The sequence below is a fragment of the Rhodococcus sp. WS1 genome, from assembly GCF_003797745.1.
In the GTDB taxonomy this organism is placed as follows: Bacteria; Actinomycetota; Actinomycetes; order Mycobacteriales; family Mycobacteriaceae; genus Rhodococcus_F; species Rhodococcus_F erythropolis.
The window spans coordinates 269,319-285,908 of the sequence record NZ_RKLZ01000001.1; the positions used below are offsets into that span (position 1 = coordinate 269,319).

Here is a 16,590-nt window from a genome sequence, read left to right on the forward strand (position 1 = left end):
TTCAGTTCAACTCCCCTGCGACACCGAAAAATTCCTGCGCACGCTTGATCGCTGCAACGAGAACATCGATTTCCGAGGTGGTGTTGTAGAGCGCAAACGACGCACGGGCCGTCGCAGTGACCCCGAACTTACGATGCAGCGGCCACGCGCAATGGTGTCCGACGCGGATCGCGACGCCCTCGTCGTCGAGGATCTGTCCGAGGTCGTGGGCGTGAATACCGTCCACGACAAAGGAAATCGCTCCGCCGCGGTTCTCGGACGTCTGCGGTCCGATGATGCGCAGACCTCCGATCGCCGACAACTTTTCGAGAGCAGCCTCCACCAACACGTGCTCGTGCGCGGCGACGGCGTCCATCCCGAAGGTGTTCAGGTAATCCACGGCAGCGCCCAGTCCGACCACCTGTGAGGTCATCGGTACGCCGGCTTCGAAACGCTGAGGCGGCGGCGCGTAGGTGCTGACCTCCATGGTGACCGTCTCGATCATCGACCCGCCGGTGATGAACGGAGGCATCGCTGCCAGCAGTTCACGACGGCCGTAGAGAACTCCGACCCCCGAAGGGCCGAGCATCTTGTGGCCCGAGAACGCCGCGTAGTCCACTCCCAGTTCGTGGAAGTCGACGGACATGTGAGGCACCGACTGGCACGCGTCGAGCACGACGAGTGCACCGACGGCGCGTGCTCGTCGCACCAATTCCTCGACGGGCGCGATCGCGCCGGTCACGTTGGACTGGTGGGTGAACGAAACGACCTTCACCGCGTCTGTCAGCTCCAGCGAATCGAGATCGATCCGGCCGTCGTCGGTCACGCCGTACCACTTGAGCGTCGCACCGGTTCGGCGCGCAAGTTCCTGCCAGGGAACGAGGTTGGCGTGGTGTTCGAGTTCGGTGATGACGATTTCGTCGCCAGGACCGACATGGCGGTCGAAGCGATCGTCACCGAGAACGTAGGTCACCAGATTGAGAGCCTCGGTGGCGTTCTTGGTGAACACCAACTCGTCCGAATCCGCGCCCACGAAAGAAGCGATGGTGGCGCGAGCATTCTCGTACGCGTCCGTCGCCTCTTCTGCGAGCTGATGAGCACCCCGGTGTACTGCCGCGTTACACGTGGTCAGGAAGTCCCGTTCGGCATCGAGAACCTGGACCGGACGCTGCGAGGTAGCGCCGGAATCCAAGTACACCAAAGGTTTTCCGTCGCGCACGGTTCGCGCCAGGATCGGGAAGTCGGCCCGAACCGCTGTGACGTCGAGCTCGCGCACCGAGGTGGTCATCGTGATTACGCTCCCTGGGTAGCTGCGGTGTCCGCGGTGAAACGAACGTAGCCGTTGGTCTCGAGCTCGTCGGCCAGCTCCGGTCCACCCGACTCGACGATGCGGCCACCGACGAACACGTGAACGAAGTCGGGGTTGATGTAGCGCAGAATGCGCGTGTAGTGCGTGATCAGCAGAACGCCGCCGTTCTCGCGCTCCTTGTAGCGGTTGACGCCTTCGGAGACGGTGCGCAGAGCGTCGACGTCGAGGCCGGAGTCGGTCTCGTCGAGGATCGCGATCTTCGGCTTGAGCATGCCCAGCTGCAGGATCTCGTGGCGCTTCTTCTCGCCACCGGAGAAGCCTTCGTTGACCGAGCGCTCGATGAACGAGGGATCAATCTCGAGCTCGCTGAGGGCTTCCTTGACTTCCTTGACCCAGTGGCGCAGCTTGGGAGCCTCGCCTCGCACGGCCGTAGCGGCGGTGCGCAGGAAGTTGGACATGGAAACGCCGGGAACCTCGACGGGGTACTGCATTGCCAGGAAGAGCCCGGCACGTGCACGCTCGTCGACGCTCATTGCGAGGACGTCTTCACCGTTGAGAGTGATGGAGCCGGACGTGACCTGGTACTTGGGGTGACCGGCGATGGCGTACGACAGAGTCGACTTGCCGGAGCCGTTGGGGCCCATGATCGCGTGGGTCTCCCCCGAGCGGACCGTCAGGTCGACGCCCTTGAGGATCTGGATGGACTCGGCGTTGGCATCGGAGTTGGCGACCTCGACGTGCAGGTCACGAACCTCGAGGACCGAGGTGGTGGTGTTGTCACTGGTAGACATGAAATTCCTTCAAGATGAGGCGGGCGAGCGTAGCGACGGGGTGGTGTCGCAGGCGGGGCGGTCAGGAGCCGACGGCTGCAAGTTCGGCTTCGACTGCGGCTTCGAGGCGATCGCGCACCTCGGGAACAGCGATCTTGTTGATGATTTCGTGGAAGAACCCACGTACGACCAGACGACGAGCCTGATCCTCCGGGATACCACGAGCACGCAGGTAGAACAGCTGCTCGTCGTCGAAACGTCCCGTTGCACTTGCGTGGCCGGCTCCGACGATCTCACCGGTCTCGATTTCGAGGTTCGGAACCGAGTCGGCGCGGGCGCCGTCGGTCAGCACCAGGTTGCGGTTGAGCTCGAACGTGTCGGTGCCCTCCGCTGCGGCGCGGATGAGAACGTCGCCGATCCACACGGTGTGCGCGTCGGGCTTGCCGGATCCGGGATCGCCCTGAAGCGCACCCTTGTAGACCACGTTGGACTTGCAGTTGGGCTGCGAATGATCGACCAGCAGACGCTGTTCCAGATGCTGGCCGGCGTCGGCGAAGTACAGGCCGAGCAGTTCGGCGTCGCCGCCCGGTCCGTCGTACTTGACGGTGGCGGACAGGCGAACTAGGTCGCCGCCCAGGCTGATCGAGGTGTATCGAAGCACTGCGTCGCGGTTCAGGCGAGCGTGGTGTGACGTCACGTGAACTGCGTCGTCCGCCCAGTCCTGGATGGCCACCACGGTCAGCTGCGAACTGTCACCGAGAACGAATTCGATGTTCTCCGCGAAGGTTCCGCTGCCGCGCTGGTCGATCACGAACGTCGCCTTGGCGAACTGTGCCAGGTGAATCTGGGTGTGTCCGTAGGCGACGTTGTCGACTCCGGGGCCGGTCATGGTGACCACGACGGGCTTCTCGACCTCGACCTCGGCGCCCACCGAGATGACCGTTGCAGTCTCGAAGCTCGAATACGCCTGCGCTGCAATGCGATCAGCGGGAACGCCGGCTTTGCCCAGACGCACGTCGTCACGGCCGACGGTCTCGACGGTGATGTCGCTTCCCCCGTCGACCTCGACGGTGACCTGTCCGTTGGCGACGGCGCTGCCGTCATGCAGTCCCCGGAGACGACGCAGCGGGGTGAACCGCCAGATCTCGTCACGTCCGCCGGGAACCTCGAATGCATTGACGTCGAACGAGGAGAACTGCTCGCCCTTGTTCGTGATAGGTGAGCCTGTGGCTGCACCCTTTACAGGAGCGGTCGGGTTCTCCCCGGCAACAGCTCCGATGACTCCGGTCTCTGGCGTGGTCACTAACCCACAGCCCCTTCCATCTGAAGTTCGATAAGGCGGTTGAGCTCGAGCGCGTACTCCATCGGGAGTTCCTTCGCGATGGGCTCGACGAATCCACGCACGATGGTGGCCATCGCCTCGTCCTCGGTCAGTCCGCGGCTCATCAGGTAGAAGAGCTGATCGTCACTGACCTTGGAGACGGTGGCCTCGTGACCCATGGTGACGTCGTCCTCGCGGATGTCGACGTACGGGTAGGTGTCGCTTCGGCTGATCTGGTCGACCAGCAGAGCGTCACACTTGACGGTCGACTTGGAGCCGTGGGCACCCTTGTTGACCTGCACCAGACCGCGGTACGACGCACGTCCACCACCACGGGCGACAGACTTGCTGATGATGGTCGAGGACGTGTGCGGCGCGAGGTGGAGCATCTTGGCGCCGGTGTCCTGGTGCTGGCCCTCGCCGGAGAACGCAACGGAGAGAACCTCACCGCGGGCGTACTCGCCCATCAGCCACACGGCCGGGTACTTCATGGTGACCTTGGAGCCGATGTTGCCGTCGACCCACTCCATGGATCCGCCTGCCTCGACCTTGGTGCGCTTGGTCACCAGGTTGTAGACGTTGTTGGACCAGTTCTGGATGGTCGTGTAGCGGCAGTGGCCGCCCTTCTTCACGATGATCTCGACGACGGCCGAGTGCAGTGAATCGGACTTGTAGATCGGCGCGGTGCAACCCTCGACGTAGTGCACGGAGGCATCTTCGTCGACGATGATCAGGGTGCGCTCGAACTGACCCATGTTCTCGGTGTTGATGCGGAAGTACGCCTGCAACGGGATGTCCACGTGGACTCCCGGCGGAACGTAGATGAACGAGCCACCGGACCACACGGCGGTGTTCAGCGCGGAGAACTTGTTGTCGCCGGCCGGGATGACCGATCCGAAGTACTCCTTGAACAGCTCCGGGTGCTGCTTGAGACCGGTGTCCGTGTCGAGGAAGATGACGCCCTGCTCCTCGAGGTCCTCACGGATCGAGTGGTAGACGACCTCGGACTCGTACTGAGCTGCGACGCCGGCAACGAGGCGCTGCTTCTCCGCCTCGGGGATGCCGAGCTTGTCGTACGTGTTCTTGATGTCCTCGGGCAGGTCTTCCCACGACTCGGCCTGCTTCTCGCTGGACCGGACGAAGTACTTGATGTTGTCGAAGTGAATACCTTCGAGGTCGCTGCCCCAGTTCGGCATCGGCTTCTTGTCGAAGGTGCGCAGCGCCTTGAGGCGGATGTCGAGCATCCACTCGGGCTCGCTCTTCTTGGCGGAGATGTCCCGCACGACAGCCTCGGACAACCCGCGCTGCGCGCTGGCTCCGGCTTCGTCGGAATCGGACCAGCCGTAGCCGTAATGACCGAGGGACGCGATGGTCTCTTCCTGCGTGAGCGGCTCGGTGCCTGCTGCCGCAGTGGTAGTCGCCTGGTCTGATGTGACGGTCATGCGAGCTCCTTCCGGAGTCTTGTTTCTTGACGGCTGCTCGGGTTCAGCGAGGGCTGGTCGCTGTGGTCGAGCAGTTCTGACTTTGAAGAACTAGCTGAAAAATCTCTATTCGAACGCTGCACGGTGGCAACGCTCGGTAGAACACTGTGGTCCGGTCATCTACTCCCGGTGGACACGAGGGGCACGTGCGTCGTGCAGGCGCAGTCACCGTTGGCGATGGTCGCCAGACGCTGGACATGAGTCCCGAGCAATTGCCGGAATGCTTGCTGCTCTGCCTCGCACAGTTCCGGAAACTCTTCTGCCACATGGGAAACCGGGCAATGGTGTTGGCAGATCTGCACGCCGTTGCCGACCGGCCGGGTCGACGCTGCGAACCCCACCGCGTTGAAGGCTTCGGCGATTGCGTCCGCTGTCGCCTCGACGTTGTCGACATCTGTCGGATCAGCCGGTTCGACGTCTCCGACGATCGCCTGGACCCGACGCTTGGCGAACTCCTCGATTGCCGCGTCTCCGCCGATTTCACGGAGTTGCCGCATCGCGGCTCCCGCCAGATCGTCGTAGGTGTGGCCGAGGCGGCCGCGACCGGTCGCGGTGATCTGGAACTGCTTGGCGGGACGACCTCGTCCGCGCTGACGCAGCGACGACGCCGAAGCGGTACGGGCTTCGCCCGACTCGATCAACGCATCCAAGTGACGTCGGACACCTGCGGCACTCAAACCGAGGCGTGTGCCGATTTCGGAGGCGGTAATGGGGCCTTCTTCGAGTAGCAGCTTGACCACTGCCGCCCGCGTCTGACCTTCGACGCTCACCGTAACCGGATTTGCGGCAGCACTCGGCGAGGCCGCTACAGTGGGCTGACCTGCAACTTCCTTGCTTCGTGGGTCTGACGCATTTCTTTTCACAACACAAGTGTGACGGAATTCTTTTCGCAGGTCTACTAAGGGCAACCTGCATTACATTCGGGAATATCCGGACAACGTACGTTGTTTGTGCTTGTCTGTCCGGCTGGATGGAGCCGCTACGCTGCCTGGTGTGCCGCAGACCCCCGAGAAGACGACGACCGCGCGATCGGCGCGCGCGATCCTGCTGGAAAAACCCAAGGCACTCGCGCTTTCCACAATCGGCGTTCGACCTTTCGGATCCGCTCCCCGGCAGAGTATGGCCGCGGTGCTGCACGGCGACGAGGACGAGCGCCCGGGCCTGAACGCGAAGGAAACCGCACAACTGCGAGGGATCCGCCGATTCGGCGCGACCGGCGCGGTCTTGATGGCAGTCGGAGCGCTCGGCGCCGGCGCACAACCCGTCCTGCAGAATCCGACCGCAGGACTTCGAGTCCTCAGCCTTCCCGGACGTATGCCGACGGTCTCACTCACCATGACGATGACCGGAACCGTGCTCGTCGTTCTCGCCTGGCTGATGATGGGCCGATTTGCAGTCGGGGACATACGCAGCCGTTCCGGCGCACCGCGGCGCATGACCCGTTCCCAGTTGGACCGCACACTCCTGCTGTGGATCCTGCCGCTCTCGGTCGCACCGCCGATGTTCAGCCGCGACGTCTACTCGTATCTGGCACAAAGCGAAATCGCGGCCCGTGGACTCGATCCGTACGCCATCGGCCCCAAGGCGGCACTGGGCGTCGACCACGTTCTCACCCGCACGGTTCCGACGATCTGGCGCGACACCCCGGCTCCGTACGGTCCGTTCTTCCTGTGGCTGGGACGCGGGATCAGCTCACTGACCGGCGACAACATCGTGGCCGGAATCTTCTTGCACCGCTTGCTCGCATTGGCCGGCGTCGCGCTCATCGTGTGGGCGATACCTCGACTGGCCAAGCGATGCGGTGTCTCTGCCGTCAGTTCGCTCTGGCTCGGTGCCGCGAACCCGCTGTTGCTCTTCCACTTGGTGGCCGGCATCCACAACGAAGCGCTCATGCTCGGGTTGATGCTCGCCGGAATCGAGATCGCCCTCCGCGCAGTCGAAGGGTCCGGGCCGATCCGTGGGCGAGCGCTGTTCTATCTCATTGCGGGATCTGGATTGATCGCGTTGTCGTCGACGGTCAAAATTCCGTCCTTGCTTGCGCTGGGATTTGTCGGCATGGCCTTGGCTCGGCGTTGGGGTGGAACCTGGAAAGCCCTGGCGGGAGCCGCGATTCTCCTGGGCGTCGTTGCCGCTGTCGTCACGTTTGTCATCAGCGTGGCCAGTGGGCTCGGTATGGGTTGGATCAACACCCTCGACACCGCCACCGCAGTCCGGAGTTGGATGTCCATCCCGACGCTCCTGGGCGTCGGCACGGGATTGGCCGGTGTACTACTCGGACTCGGCGATCACACGACGGCGATCCTCACGATCACGCGGCCCATCGCAACTCTCGTCGCCATGCTCGTCACCGCACGGATGATGATCTCGGTGTACATGGGCCGCATACACCCGGTCGGTGGACTCGGCATCGCACTCGGAGCGATCGTTCTCCTGTTCCCCGTCGTTCAGCCGTGGTACCTGCTGTGGGCGATCCTTCCGTTGGCGGCGTGGGCCACCGCACCGATTTTCCGCATCCCTGCCGTCGTCTTCACCTCGATCGTCAGCGTCATGTTGATGTCCAACGGCGCCGAATACCTTCCGTTCATGATCGTGCAGGCCGTCATCGCGACCATCCTCACCGCCGGAACGCTCATCGTCTTCACCCGCAATTCACTCCCCTGGCGTAGCGACAAGCCAGTAGCGGAGATCACGAAAGGCGGACCGGTAGACGAAGACAACTCGGCGGGGGCTTACGCTGATTCCCCGTGACCTCGAGAGCCTCCAGATCGTCGACGCCGGCGGTACAGATCCAGGGTGTCGTCAAGTCCTTCGACGGTGTTCGAGCCGTCGACGGTATCGATCTCACTGTCGTGACGGCCCAGGTCGTTGCCCTGCTCGGCCCCAACGGAGCCGGTAAGACAACCACCGTCGAGATGTGCGAAGGGTTTGTCACCCCCGATGCCGGCACGGTTCGAGTGCTCGGTCTCGACCCCATCGCCGACTCCGGTGAAGTCCGCTCACGAATCGGCGTCATGCTGCAGGGCGGCGGCGCGTACCCCGGGTCCAAGGCCGGGGAAATGCTCGACCTCGTGGCCGCATACTCGGCCGACCCGCTCGATCCCGCCTGGCTCCTTTCCAAACTCGGCCTCACCGATGCGCGCAAGACCCCGTACCGCCGTCTCTCCGGAGGCCAGCAGCAACGACTGTCCCTGGCGTGCGCGCTGGTCGGCCGCCCCGAATTGGTATTTCTGGACGAACCCACCGCTGGACTCGACGCTCAGGCGCGCCTGCTCGTGTGGGAACTCATCGACGCTCTGCGACGCGACGGCGTGAGCGTCCTGCTCACCACACACCTCATGGACGAGGCCGAAGCACTCGCCGACGAACTGGTCATCATCGACCACGGCAAGATCGTCGCATCGGGAACGCCGGCCGAGGTCACCAGCAAGGGCGCCGAAGGACAACTCCGTCTGACGACGGTTCCCGGTTTGAGCCTCGATTCGCTGGCCGGTTCACTCGCCGGGTTCCGCATCGAGGAATCCAACCCAGGCACCTACGTCGTCGAAGGTGCAATCGATCCGGCAACCGTGGCAACAGTTGCGACGTGGTGTGCCGATCAGGACGTGCTGATCAACGACATTCGCGTCGATCAACGGAGTCTGGAAGACGTCTTCCTCGAATTGACGGGCCGGGAACTGAGGGGATGACGGAGATCAAGGTCATGAACGAAACAGCGTCGAACGGCCAGAGCAGTCCCATCAGCGTTGCCAGAGACCGACGGCTCGCCGAGAACCGCTTCGAGCCAGGCACCTTCTCGCCGGATCCCCGCCCCAATTCGGCGGCCAAGATGCTGGCGGCGCAGACCAAACTGGAGCTGACTCTTCTGCTCCGCAACGGTGAGCAATTGCTGCTCACCATGTTCATCCCGATCACCCTGCTCATCGGACTGTGTCTGCTTCCGATCGGCGATTTGGGCGATTCTCGGGTCGATACCGTGCTCCCTGGTGTCATGATGGTTGCCGTGATGTCGACGGCGTTCACCGGACAGGCCATCGCCGTCGGATTCGATCGCCGATACGGCGCGCTCAAACGACTCGGTGCAACGCCGCTACCGCGGTGGGGAATCATCGCAGGCAAGAGCGCTGCCGTCATCATCGTCGTGGCGCTGCAGTCGCTGTTGCTCGGCGCTATCGGTTTGGCGTTGGGGTGGCGTCCGTCGTTCGTCGAACTTGTACTCGGCGCAGTGGTCATTGCCATCGGTACTGTCACATTTGCCGCGCTTGGCCTACTGCTCGGCGGCACGTTGCGCGCAGAGATCGTTCTCGCTCTCGCCAACGTCCTATGGTTCATCATGGTGGGCATCGGCAGTGTCGTCTTCGCCAGCGGCGAACTTCCGACCGCTGTTCACACGCTGGTGCGCATTGTTCCCTCCGGCGCTCTCGCACACGCACTCGAAGCGGCCCTCGACACCTCGATGGACTGGTTCTCGATTCTCGTACTTCTCGTCTGGGCCGCAGTGGCCGGAGTCTGCGCAGCAAGGTGGTTCAAGTTCACGTGAGTACACGACGGACAGCTCAGATCGTCGGCTGTGTGGCCGCAACAGTGATGTTGTGTGCCGGACCCGCAACGGCGACCCCTTCGGTGTCCGGTCCACTCGCACCTGCAAATCCGCACCTCGGTCCCGTCGGTACTTCCACCATGCACGGTGACGCGGGCTCGTCCGACGTCACGCCGCTGCCTGGTCCAGGAACCGGCCCACACGAGGTGACAGCTTTCCCGATGATGGCCGCCTGCCCGACGGTCCTCCAGGGTTCCGACGGCATGATCGTCTCGCTCTGCACGACGATGATCGGCCAGATCCCGACCATCCATTTGATCGATCCGAAGGCCGACGCCACACCCTTGGGACGGTCGGTCGCGCAACTGCCGCTCGCGAAGGGCAGCCTGCTCGGCGGCGTCTACGCCTACCTCGACAACGAGAACCGTCTCGTAGCCGTCGACGGAAACCGTCAACTGGTCCGCATTTCCCATGCGCAGAATCCGGACGGCAGTTGGCGGCTGGAACTCGCGGATGTCATCGATCTCAGTGGTGCGGTTGCCGCCGACGACAACGTCACCGGCCTCGCCCCGGATTGGGACGGCAATGTCTGGTTCGCCACCGGGCACGGCACCGTCGGGTACGTCGGCGCGGATCGAATCGCGCACAGCATTGCGCTTCCCGAGGGTGAACAGGTGCAGAACAGCATCTCCACCTCCCCGACGGGCACTGCCGTCGCAACGACCCACGCGCTCTACCAACTGAAGCGAAGTGGCGACGAAGTCGTCATCGACTGGCGTCAGCCGTACGACCGCGGGCCGGCCCGCAATCCGGGTCAGCTCAGCTGGGGAACCGGATCGACGCCGACATATTTCGGCCCGTCGACGGGCAGCGATTTCTTGACCATCGTCGACAACGCCCACCCGACGGTGAGCTTGCATGTCTATCGCGCTGACACGGGCGCCGAGGTGTGCACGCAGCCGGTGTTGTCCGCGGCCAGCAAGGACGGCTCACCGAGTGGCAGCGAGAACTCCCCCGTCGGCATCGGTCATTCGGTCTACGTGGCCGGCACTTACGGATACCCGTACCCCACGACTCCTGAAGGTGCCGGTCCAGCGGTCCCCGCCACGGCACCCTTCAACGGCGGAATGACCCGGGTCGACATAGATCCGGTCGGCTGCCATGTCGTGTGGGACAACACGATTCGTAGCTCCGCGGTACCGCACCTCTCGACGGCGGACGGCTCGATCTACACCGTCACGCGGGACGGTAATCCGAGCACCTCTCCGCTCGACGGGTACTCGTTCGCGGTGATCGACTCGAAGGACGGGTCACAGATCGGTTCGACTCCACTGCCGTCGACGATCCTCAACGACACCCTGCAGATGTCGGCACTCATCACCGAGTCGGGCGAGTACTTCCAGGGAACGATCTCGGGAATCGTGCGCGTTCGCGCGAACTGACGCGAGCTGGTCCCGACGACGCGGGGCAGCTCGCTTCGCGCCTGCTTCAACGCCTGCCCCCAACGACACTGTGTAGTTGATGGGGAACTACGATCGTTGGCGTGGTGAATCGTGTGTATGCCGGATAACCGCATGTAGTTGTACGTTCCACTGCACAATAGCAGCGGGTTTCGGATTCTCCTCGCAACGACTAGCAACAAGCTCGGCCAATCACATTTCCACGCAATGCATGCACACCACGCACTGCGTCGATCGGAGTGTTCGACGGCTTTCCATACCCACAAATTTGTGCAGTTGATCTGACCTCTGCGTGTCGTGCCTGACCTGCGCAGATGCCAGAACCTACGATCAGCCAATGGTTCCCATGCTCAGACAGAACGTGATCGTTCATGAAATCAGCCTCTCGACCGGCACACCTTGGCACATCTACGGCGCTGCTGTACTCGCTGGACTGATCGCAATCGGTGGTTGGTATGTCGTACACCGCACCAGTCAGAGCCGAGACCTTCTGAACTGGCGCAGAACAACATTGCTGAAGGTAACAAGCGATCTTCTCGAAGCATCAAGCAAGAGAAATCGAACGATAGGGCTGAACCTGAGAACATGGACACCTCAACTCAACCAAGAACAGCTGTCACTTTTGGAAGAGATGAAGCAGTGCCGAAATCAACTTTGGATCGCTGGCGCTGATGAACTTTACAAGCAAGCGATGACAATCATAGAGATGCACGTCCTAGCAGCGGAGAACGCTAGGTTCCACCTGAAAGAACCTTATCTACTCAAAGCGATCGTAAATCAGAAAGAACTCGAACGCCGACACAATCAACTGCTAATCATGACCAGAACTTACATCAACTCCAAAGAAATAAAAAAGGCCATAGGATCACCTACCGGCGAACAACGTCGTGAAATAGAATCTAGAACTCAAACCGATGAAATTGGTAAATCCGAAACAGAGGTTGTTAACTCATGAGTTCAGGTGCACCCTGGTGGGCATTTATCGTTACTGCTGGTGTTGCGTTCATTTCGGCTTGCGTCTCAGGGTTCAGTTTGTGGTACAACATCAAACGAACTGATGAACGAGAGCTGGAAAAGTGGAAACGAGATGTGATCATGAAATCCACTAGCGACTTCATATCCACCTCCGGCCTATTGCAAGAATTCAAGATTTTGAATATGGGAGCATGGACGGGTAAACACACGATCGGATCAGCCGAAAAGCATGAAAAGTTACGTAGAGAGTCTTATCAATTTTCTATCATTGGCAGCGAAGAACTGATGAATGCAGCGAAAGCAATCATCGAACTGCACAACCGCTTCTCAACCGATAATATCTCAAAAGACAATTTCATCGTCAAAACGATGGATTACAAAATGATCGAAATTGCTCACGAAGACCTTATTGAAATCGCTAAGCAACTAACCTCAAAGAAACGATCCAAAAAATATCGACTGTTCAGAAAAAACTTCGAAAATACTTCACTTCCAATATCTCAAGAGTACCTAGAAACATTTCCATCAACTCTCAATAAATGATATAATATAAGTGTTCCGTACACTCCTCCTTCGTACGTTACATTTTTGTTTAGTGTCACCGTATGCAAATGGACCGGGCTAATTAGCCCGGTCCATTCTGCTATCTAGCAATCTTTTTGATTGTCGTTGCATACAGCTCTAGATACAGCTCGTAGCAGTCAATCTGACCATTCAAGTCGATACGAGTGCCAATGTTGCTGATGTTGAACACTTCTGGATAGAAGTCTCCGTCAATGAACCGCTGATAATAACGCTGCTTGCCGTCTTTGCTTCTCAAATTTCCAGCCTGTTGACCTAGGTCGAACTGACCTGTTGGAATTTCGAGCTTGACGAACTTTTTGTTGACATACTCTGGCCCGAAGGTTTCCAAGCTGTCTTCTGGATTCAACGCAACTACGTTGCACTCGACTGTCTCAGGATCAAGATAGTTCCATACACGAATCGTTTCTAACGACTCTGGGTCATAGCTGATCGTCTCAGTGTAAATATCAACCAGGCTAGGCCATGACCGAACAATGAATCTAGGCATCACCAGTACCACCAATCAGGCATACGATTTGCCCTGACTGTATTCGGTCCGGTCATGATCGAACGAGACTTGTTCCAACTGAGCTGCTTGACTGCTTCAACCACCAGCGGACTGACAGCATACGTCTTTTCACCATAGGTGACAGTGGTCTTGTCTTGCTTTACTTGCTCCACATTCGCTTGTGCGAACACGTCTGAGTTGTCCAAATAGGCAGACTGCCAACACACGGCATACTTGAGCCAATGCTTGTCTGTTTCATTCGTGACAAGGCTCTCCGGCTTTCCTGCAATCACTTCCACGATTCCCTGAGCTTGTCTGATCTGCTGATCGTTGACTGTATATCCAGTCATATCTAGCACATCTGCATCTGTTGCTAACATCTTTTAACTTCCCTCCAAACTTTCTATAACGTCGATAGCGATAATGTCTGTGTAGTCAAACGGTCCGGTACCGTCTCCCAGGTCCATACTCAATCGAATCTGAATCTGATATTCACCTGCAACTACAAACGGACTGTTTTCGCCAAACTCATATTCGATAGCGTCATACCGAGAATTGACCGGAATAGCTGAACCCTCCGAATAGATCGAACCATCAGGTCTACGAATGAACACCTTTGCCGTCAGGTATCGCATTACATCTATCGGCTGCTTGTGCTCATCTACGATCTTGAACAAGACTGAACCTGTTGGACGTTGACCGACATAGAACTTTCTCATGTTCGATCACGCAGCTTCGTCTTGAAATCTGAATTTCCTAGTTGCAAGTACATTTCAGCGGTGCTAAAACCAACAGTCATGGCTACCGTGTGAAAGTAGTCGATTGTAGGCAAACTCAGTTGAAACTCATAGTCATACTTCTTCATATGTAAAACAAAGCGGCCCAACGCTCGCATTGAACGCTGAGCCGCTTCGAATTTCTTACGCTCCTGTTACTTCCAAGATACCGAAGGCTTTTGCTCGTCCAACAGCAAACGCTCTACGTGCTCGCATCTTCAAGTGAGGTTCGTCAGTGTTCCAACCAGCCTCGATGCTCAATCTTGATTCGATCTCTTCACGTACGCCAACGATCAAGTGCTGACGATTTGCAACGATCAACAGTGGATTTCCAGTTGGATTCTGCTCATTCTTTGCACTTGTCTTTGCTCCGTCACTGAACCGCAACGCATATCCGAACAAGGTTGCTGGCTGCGTTGCCGATACCTGTTCGATGAACAAAGGTCTGCCGTTGCCGTCAACAAGACCACGCAATGACTCTTTCAAGCTGGTATGCGCAATAACGAGCATATCGCTATCGGAGAAGTATCCGCCCTGCTCAACCTTCCCGAAGGTTTGCGAAACCTTGTCGTAGGTGACTGGTCCAGCGGTTGCAATCTTGTGAGCTGCTGCACTGGTGCTAACTTCCTTGTAAACAGAAGTAAATGGAACATTTCCACCATTACTTACTGCCGTCGTACCCAAACACGCGTTGTCGAATGTCTTGGCATAGCCAGTCGCCCAACTCTTCTGCAACGCGGCGATAATGTTCACGTTGGAATCCGCTAAATCTTCTTCAGCTAGGACGTTTTGTCCACCGAACTTGATCGTGTCTAGCAAAACCTGATCCAAATTTGCTGGATCTTCCGGGTACGGTTGAGACTTTCCAATAACCGATACTACCGATTCTCCAATACGTGGAACCTTAGCCGTATTGGTATTCATTTTTACCTTGCGCCCGTATGCTTCTACGGCGCTATTCTGTACTGCTGCTGCGATTACCTCTGAGTCATACCCTTCAGGAATCCAAGCATTTGCATTAATTGCTACTATTTCAAAAAACTACTTTCATTATGAATTTACGGTTTAACGTCCCGCATAGACTAAAGCTATTTCGTATCTCACTCCATAACTAACGAGCATCTCACTCTATGTTAATTCTATTATATCAAGAATTGCGTTAACTCGCTCCAAGTAGCCTTTCAGCAGTCGTTAGCTGACGCTTGATTGCTGGCTTATCGGCTGCATCAACCTTTGGTACTGATCGCTTCGTTTCGAACAATTCAGGAAACTCTGACTTGACTGATTCGATCTGCTCGTCCAGACCAGTCACATTGCCTTCGTCATCAAGCTCAATCTGATCCAGATCAAGTAACTTCGTGATCTTCGTGTTCGTGATTCCGTTGCGTTCCAGCTCAGCATCAATCTGCACTTGACGGTACTTTGCAGTCACACGCTCTGCCGTCTCCGACAATGCTTGCACTTGCTGTTCAAGCTCTTTCACCTTGTGTCTATTGGATGCTGATTCGCCGTTAGCGTTCTTCAATGCCTCACGAATCTGATCTAGCTCGTTTGTTTCAATTTCTTCGTTCATGCTGCTTCATCTCCATTTTCTTTTTCTGTAATATTTGTTGTTGCTGACTGATCCAATAGGCCAGCTTTTTTCCACTGCTCAATCAGAGCAGTGTCGTACCCATGTTCAAGCCAAATTTGTTCCGCTGGAAGACCAGCATCACGCTTTTTCTTGATAATGTCCCAGGTTTCTGACGTGTCGATTGATTCGATCTGTCGCCATTGAAGCTGTACATCTTCATCAATCTGATTGAGCTTCAACACAAACAGGAACATCTTGCGCAGAGCTGAACCAATCGCAAGCTGACGCAAACGAGCTTTCTTCACAAGCGGCGCTTCGGCAGCTCTGAGAGCTTCACCGGACACGTTCGTCTGTGTGTTCTCGAAGTAGCTCAACGGCGTACTCGTCACAGACGCCATTGCACGGACATACTCGCGATACGGACTGATCAGAGTCTCTGGCTTGGCAGGATCAAACTGACCCACCTTGTCGATATTTTGAAGCCACCAGACTTCACCAGGCTCGTTGCTGAGCGTGTTGCTGTCATCATCGTCACCAAAGTCACTTGGACTGCCTGTGTGCTCTCCTGCCAGCACGTAACGGGTAGGGAACCCATATGCCTCCACACTGCTCATCTGACTGATCAGAAGCTTGTTGATGGCGTTCTGTGGCCCGTATGCCGCTAGGTGCTCGGGCGTACCCGTCGATAGGTGGAAGATCGGAATCTGACCGAACTCGTTGACAAGCTGACCTTGCTCGTCAGTGTCTTCGTCAACAAATGGCTCAAAGTCGCTGTCCTGCACTGTCATTGGCAGAGATTCTGACTTGCTGATGAACTTGCAGATTCGGCCGGCAAAGTACAGATTGACTCTGACTCGTTGTCTGCCGTCTTCCAGCTCAATCGGAAACATCTTCGCTGCATAGGCAGGCTTACGAGGGTTCTCTACGTCGTAGATCACCACGGTAGACAACGGACTGTTGTAGTAAATCTGGGTCTGATCCTGCTCGTCAGGCCACACGCACACATATGCGTCTCCGTAGATCAACGTGTTGGTGATGATCTGAGACAGCTCAAGCTCAAGATTGTTCTCTTGCCATGCCTGGTCAATAAGCTGCTTCGCCTGATCGCTGAGTGTCGCTACACCTGTGATTTCCAGTCGTGATCCAACTGCATCAACAGGTGTTTTGGCATAGTTCACCCGGAACTGATTGCCTGTTTTTTCGAGTGCTCGTTTGACCTTTGCGCTGGCGAAAATCTCGTCAACGGTTCCGTCATAATAATTCTGCGCCGTTTGATAGTCTTTCGCTCTATCTAAAATAGTTTGTACTGCTGTTTTTAATTCTGACATATTCTTTGT

Annotated in this window: 16 protein-coding genes; 6 read left to right on the forward strand and 10 right to left on the reverse strand. The window is 57.8% G+C overall.

Translation table 11 applies throughout. The features are described from left to right. Window position 1: 1 nt before the first annotated feature. The 5 genes from EEB12_RS01075 to EEB12_RS01095 form a co-directional block, all read right to left on the reverse strand. Window positions 2-1,267, reverse strand: a complete 1,266-nt coding sequence (locus EEB12_RS01075) for a cysteine desulfurase (RefSeq protein WP_141487275.1) — start codon at window positions 1,265-1,267, stop codon at window positions 2-4. Between the two features lie 5 nt (window positions 1,268-1,272). Then, window positions 1,273-2,079, reverse strand: a complete 807-nt coding sequence (sufC, locus tag EEB12_RS01080; protein WP_141487276.1) for a Fe-S cluster assembly ATPase SufC — start codon at window positions 2,077-2,079, stop codon at window positions 1,273-1,275. 61 nt (window positions 2,080-2,140) lie between these two features. Next, window positions 2,141-3,361 carry a Fe-S cluster assembly protein SufD gene (gene sufD / locus EEB12_RS01085; protein WP_019748412.1) on the reverse strand — a complete coding sequence of 407 codons (1,221 nt, stop codon included), beginning with the start codon at window positions 3,359-3,361 and terminating at the stop codon, window positions 2,141-2,143. Further along, window positions 3,361-4,821 carry a Fe-S cluster assembly protein SufB gene (gene sufB / locus EEB12_RS01090; RefSeq protein ID WP_003944799.1) on the reverse strand — a complete coding sequence of 487 codons (1,461 nt, stop codon included), beginning with the start codon at window positions 4,819-4,821 and terminating at the stop codon, window positions 3,361-3,363. Before sufB ends, sufD begins: the two co-directional genes overlap by 1 nt. Window positions 4,822-4,976: 155 nt before the next feature. Then, window positions 4,977-5,723, reverse strand: coding sequence for a helix-turn-helix transcriptional regulator (locus EEB12_RS01095; RefSeq protein ID WP_269455348.1), 747 nt, complete (start codon window positions 5,721-5,723; stop codon window positions 4,977-4,979). Between the two features lie 130 nt (window positions 5,724-5,853). Here EEB12_RS01095 and mptB point away from each other — a divergent pair, with 130 nt between their 5' ends. The 6 genes from mptB to EEB12_RS01125 all read left to right on the forward strand — a co-directional run bounded on the left by mptB (window position 5,854) and on the right by EEB12_RS01125 (window position 12,375). Beyond that, the gene (gene mptB / locus EEB12_RS01100; protein WP_080910404.1) at window positions 5,854-7,608 is read left to right on the forward strand and encodes a polyprenol phosphomannose-dependent alpha 1,6 mannosyltransferase MptB; all 1,755 of its coding nucleotides are present in this window, start codon (window positions 5,854-5,856) and stop codon (window positions 7,606-7,608) included. After that, on the forward strand, window positions 7,605-8,546 hold the full coding sequence (locus EEB12_RS01105) for an ABC transporter ATP-binding protein (RefSeq protein WP_141487277.1): 942 nt from the start codon (window positions 7,605-7,607) through the stop codon (window positions 8,544-8,546). Before mptB ends, EEB12_RS01105 begins: the two co-directional genes overlap by 4 nt. A 14-nt stretch (window positions 8,547-8,560) precedes the next feature. Further along, window positions 8,561-9,397 (forward strand): ABC transporter permease, encoded by an 837-nt coding sequence (locus EEB12_RS01110; RefSeq protein ID WP_370333988.1) that lies wholly within the window; start codon window positions 8,561-8,563, stop codon window positions 9,395-9,397. Window positions 9,398-9,444: 47 nt separating this feature from the next. Beyond that, the gene (locus EEB12_RS01115; RefSeq protein WP_021344236.1) at window positions 9,445-10,839 is read left to right on the forward strand and encodes a hypothetical protein; all 1,395 of its coding nucleotides are present in this window, start codon (window positions 9,445-9,447) and stop codon (window positions 10,837-10,839) included. A 355-nt stretch (window positions 10,840-11,194) separates the two neighbouring features. Continuing rightward, on the forward strand, window positions 11,195-11,812 hold the full coding sequence (locus tag EEB12_RS01120) for a hypothetical protein (protein ID WP_141487278.1): 618 nt from the start codon (window positions 11,195-11,197) through the stop codon (window positions 11,810-11,812). Continuing rightward, window positions 11,809-12,375: a hypothetical protein gene (locus tag EEB12_RS01125; protein ID WP_141487279.1), complete on the forward strand. Its 567-nt coding sequence runs from the start codon at window positions 11,809-11,811 to the stop codon at window positions 12,373-12,375. The genes EEB12_RS01120 and EEB12_RS01125 overlap by 4 nt, the downstream gene beginning before the upstream one ends. Before the next feature lie 100 nt (window positions 12,376-12,475). Here the strand turns inward: EEB12_RS01125 and EEB12_RS01130 are convergent, their stop codons facing one another. The 5 genes from EEB12_RS01130 to EEB12_RS01150 all read right to left on the reverse strand — a co-directional run bounded on the left by EEB12_RS01130 (window position 12,476) and on the right by EEB12_RS01150 (window position 16,581). Beyond that, window positions 12,476-12,904 (reverse strand): hypothetical protein, encoded by a 429-nt coding sequence (locus EEB12_RS01130; protein ID WP_141487280.1) that lies wholly within the window; start codon window positions 12,902-12,904, stop codon window positions 12,476-12,478. Continuing rightward, on the reverse strand, window positions 12,904-13,284 hold the full coding sequence (locus EEB12_RS01135; protein ID WP_141487281.1) for a hypothetical protein: 381 nt from the start codon (window positions 13,282-13,284) through the stop codon (window positions 12,904-12,906). Before EEB12_RS01135 ends, EEB12_RS01130 begins: the two co-directional genes overlap by 1 nt. A gap of 540 nt (window positions 13,285-13,824) precedes the next feature. Next, complete coding sequence (locus EEB12_RS01140; RefSeq protein ID WP_141487282.1) at window positions 13,825-14,712, reverse strand: phage major capsid protein; 888 nt, start codon at window positions 14,710-14,712, stop codon at window positions 13,825-13,827. Between the two features lie 127 nt (window positions 14,713-14,839). Continuing rightward, on the reverse strand, window positions 14,840-15,253 hold the full coding sequence (locus EEB12_RS01145) for a phage scaffolding protein (RefSeq protein WP_141487283.1): 414 nt from the start codon (window positions 15,251-15,253) through the stop codon (window positions 14,840-14,842). Continuing rightward, entirely contained in the window at window positions 15,250-16,581 is a 1,332-nt protein-coding gene (locus EEB12_RS01150) for a phage portal protein (protein WP_141487284.1), read from the reverse strand. Before EEB12_RS01150 ends, EEB12_RS01145 begins: the two co-directional genes overlap by 4 nt. Between the last annotated feature and the right edge of the window lie 9 nt (window positions 16,582-16,590).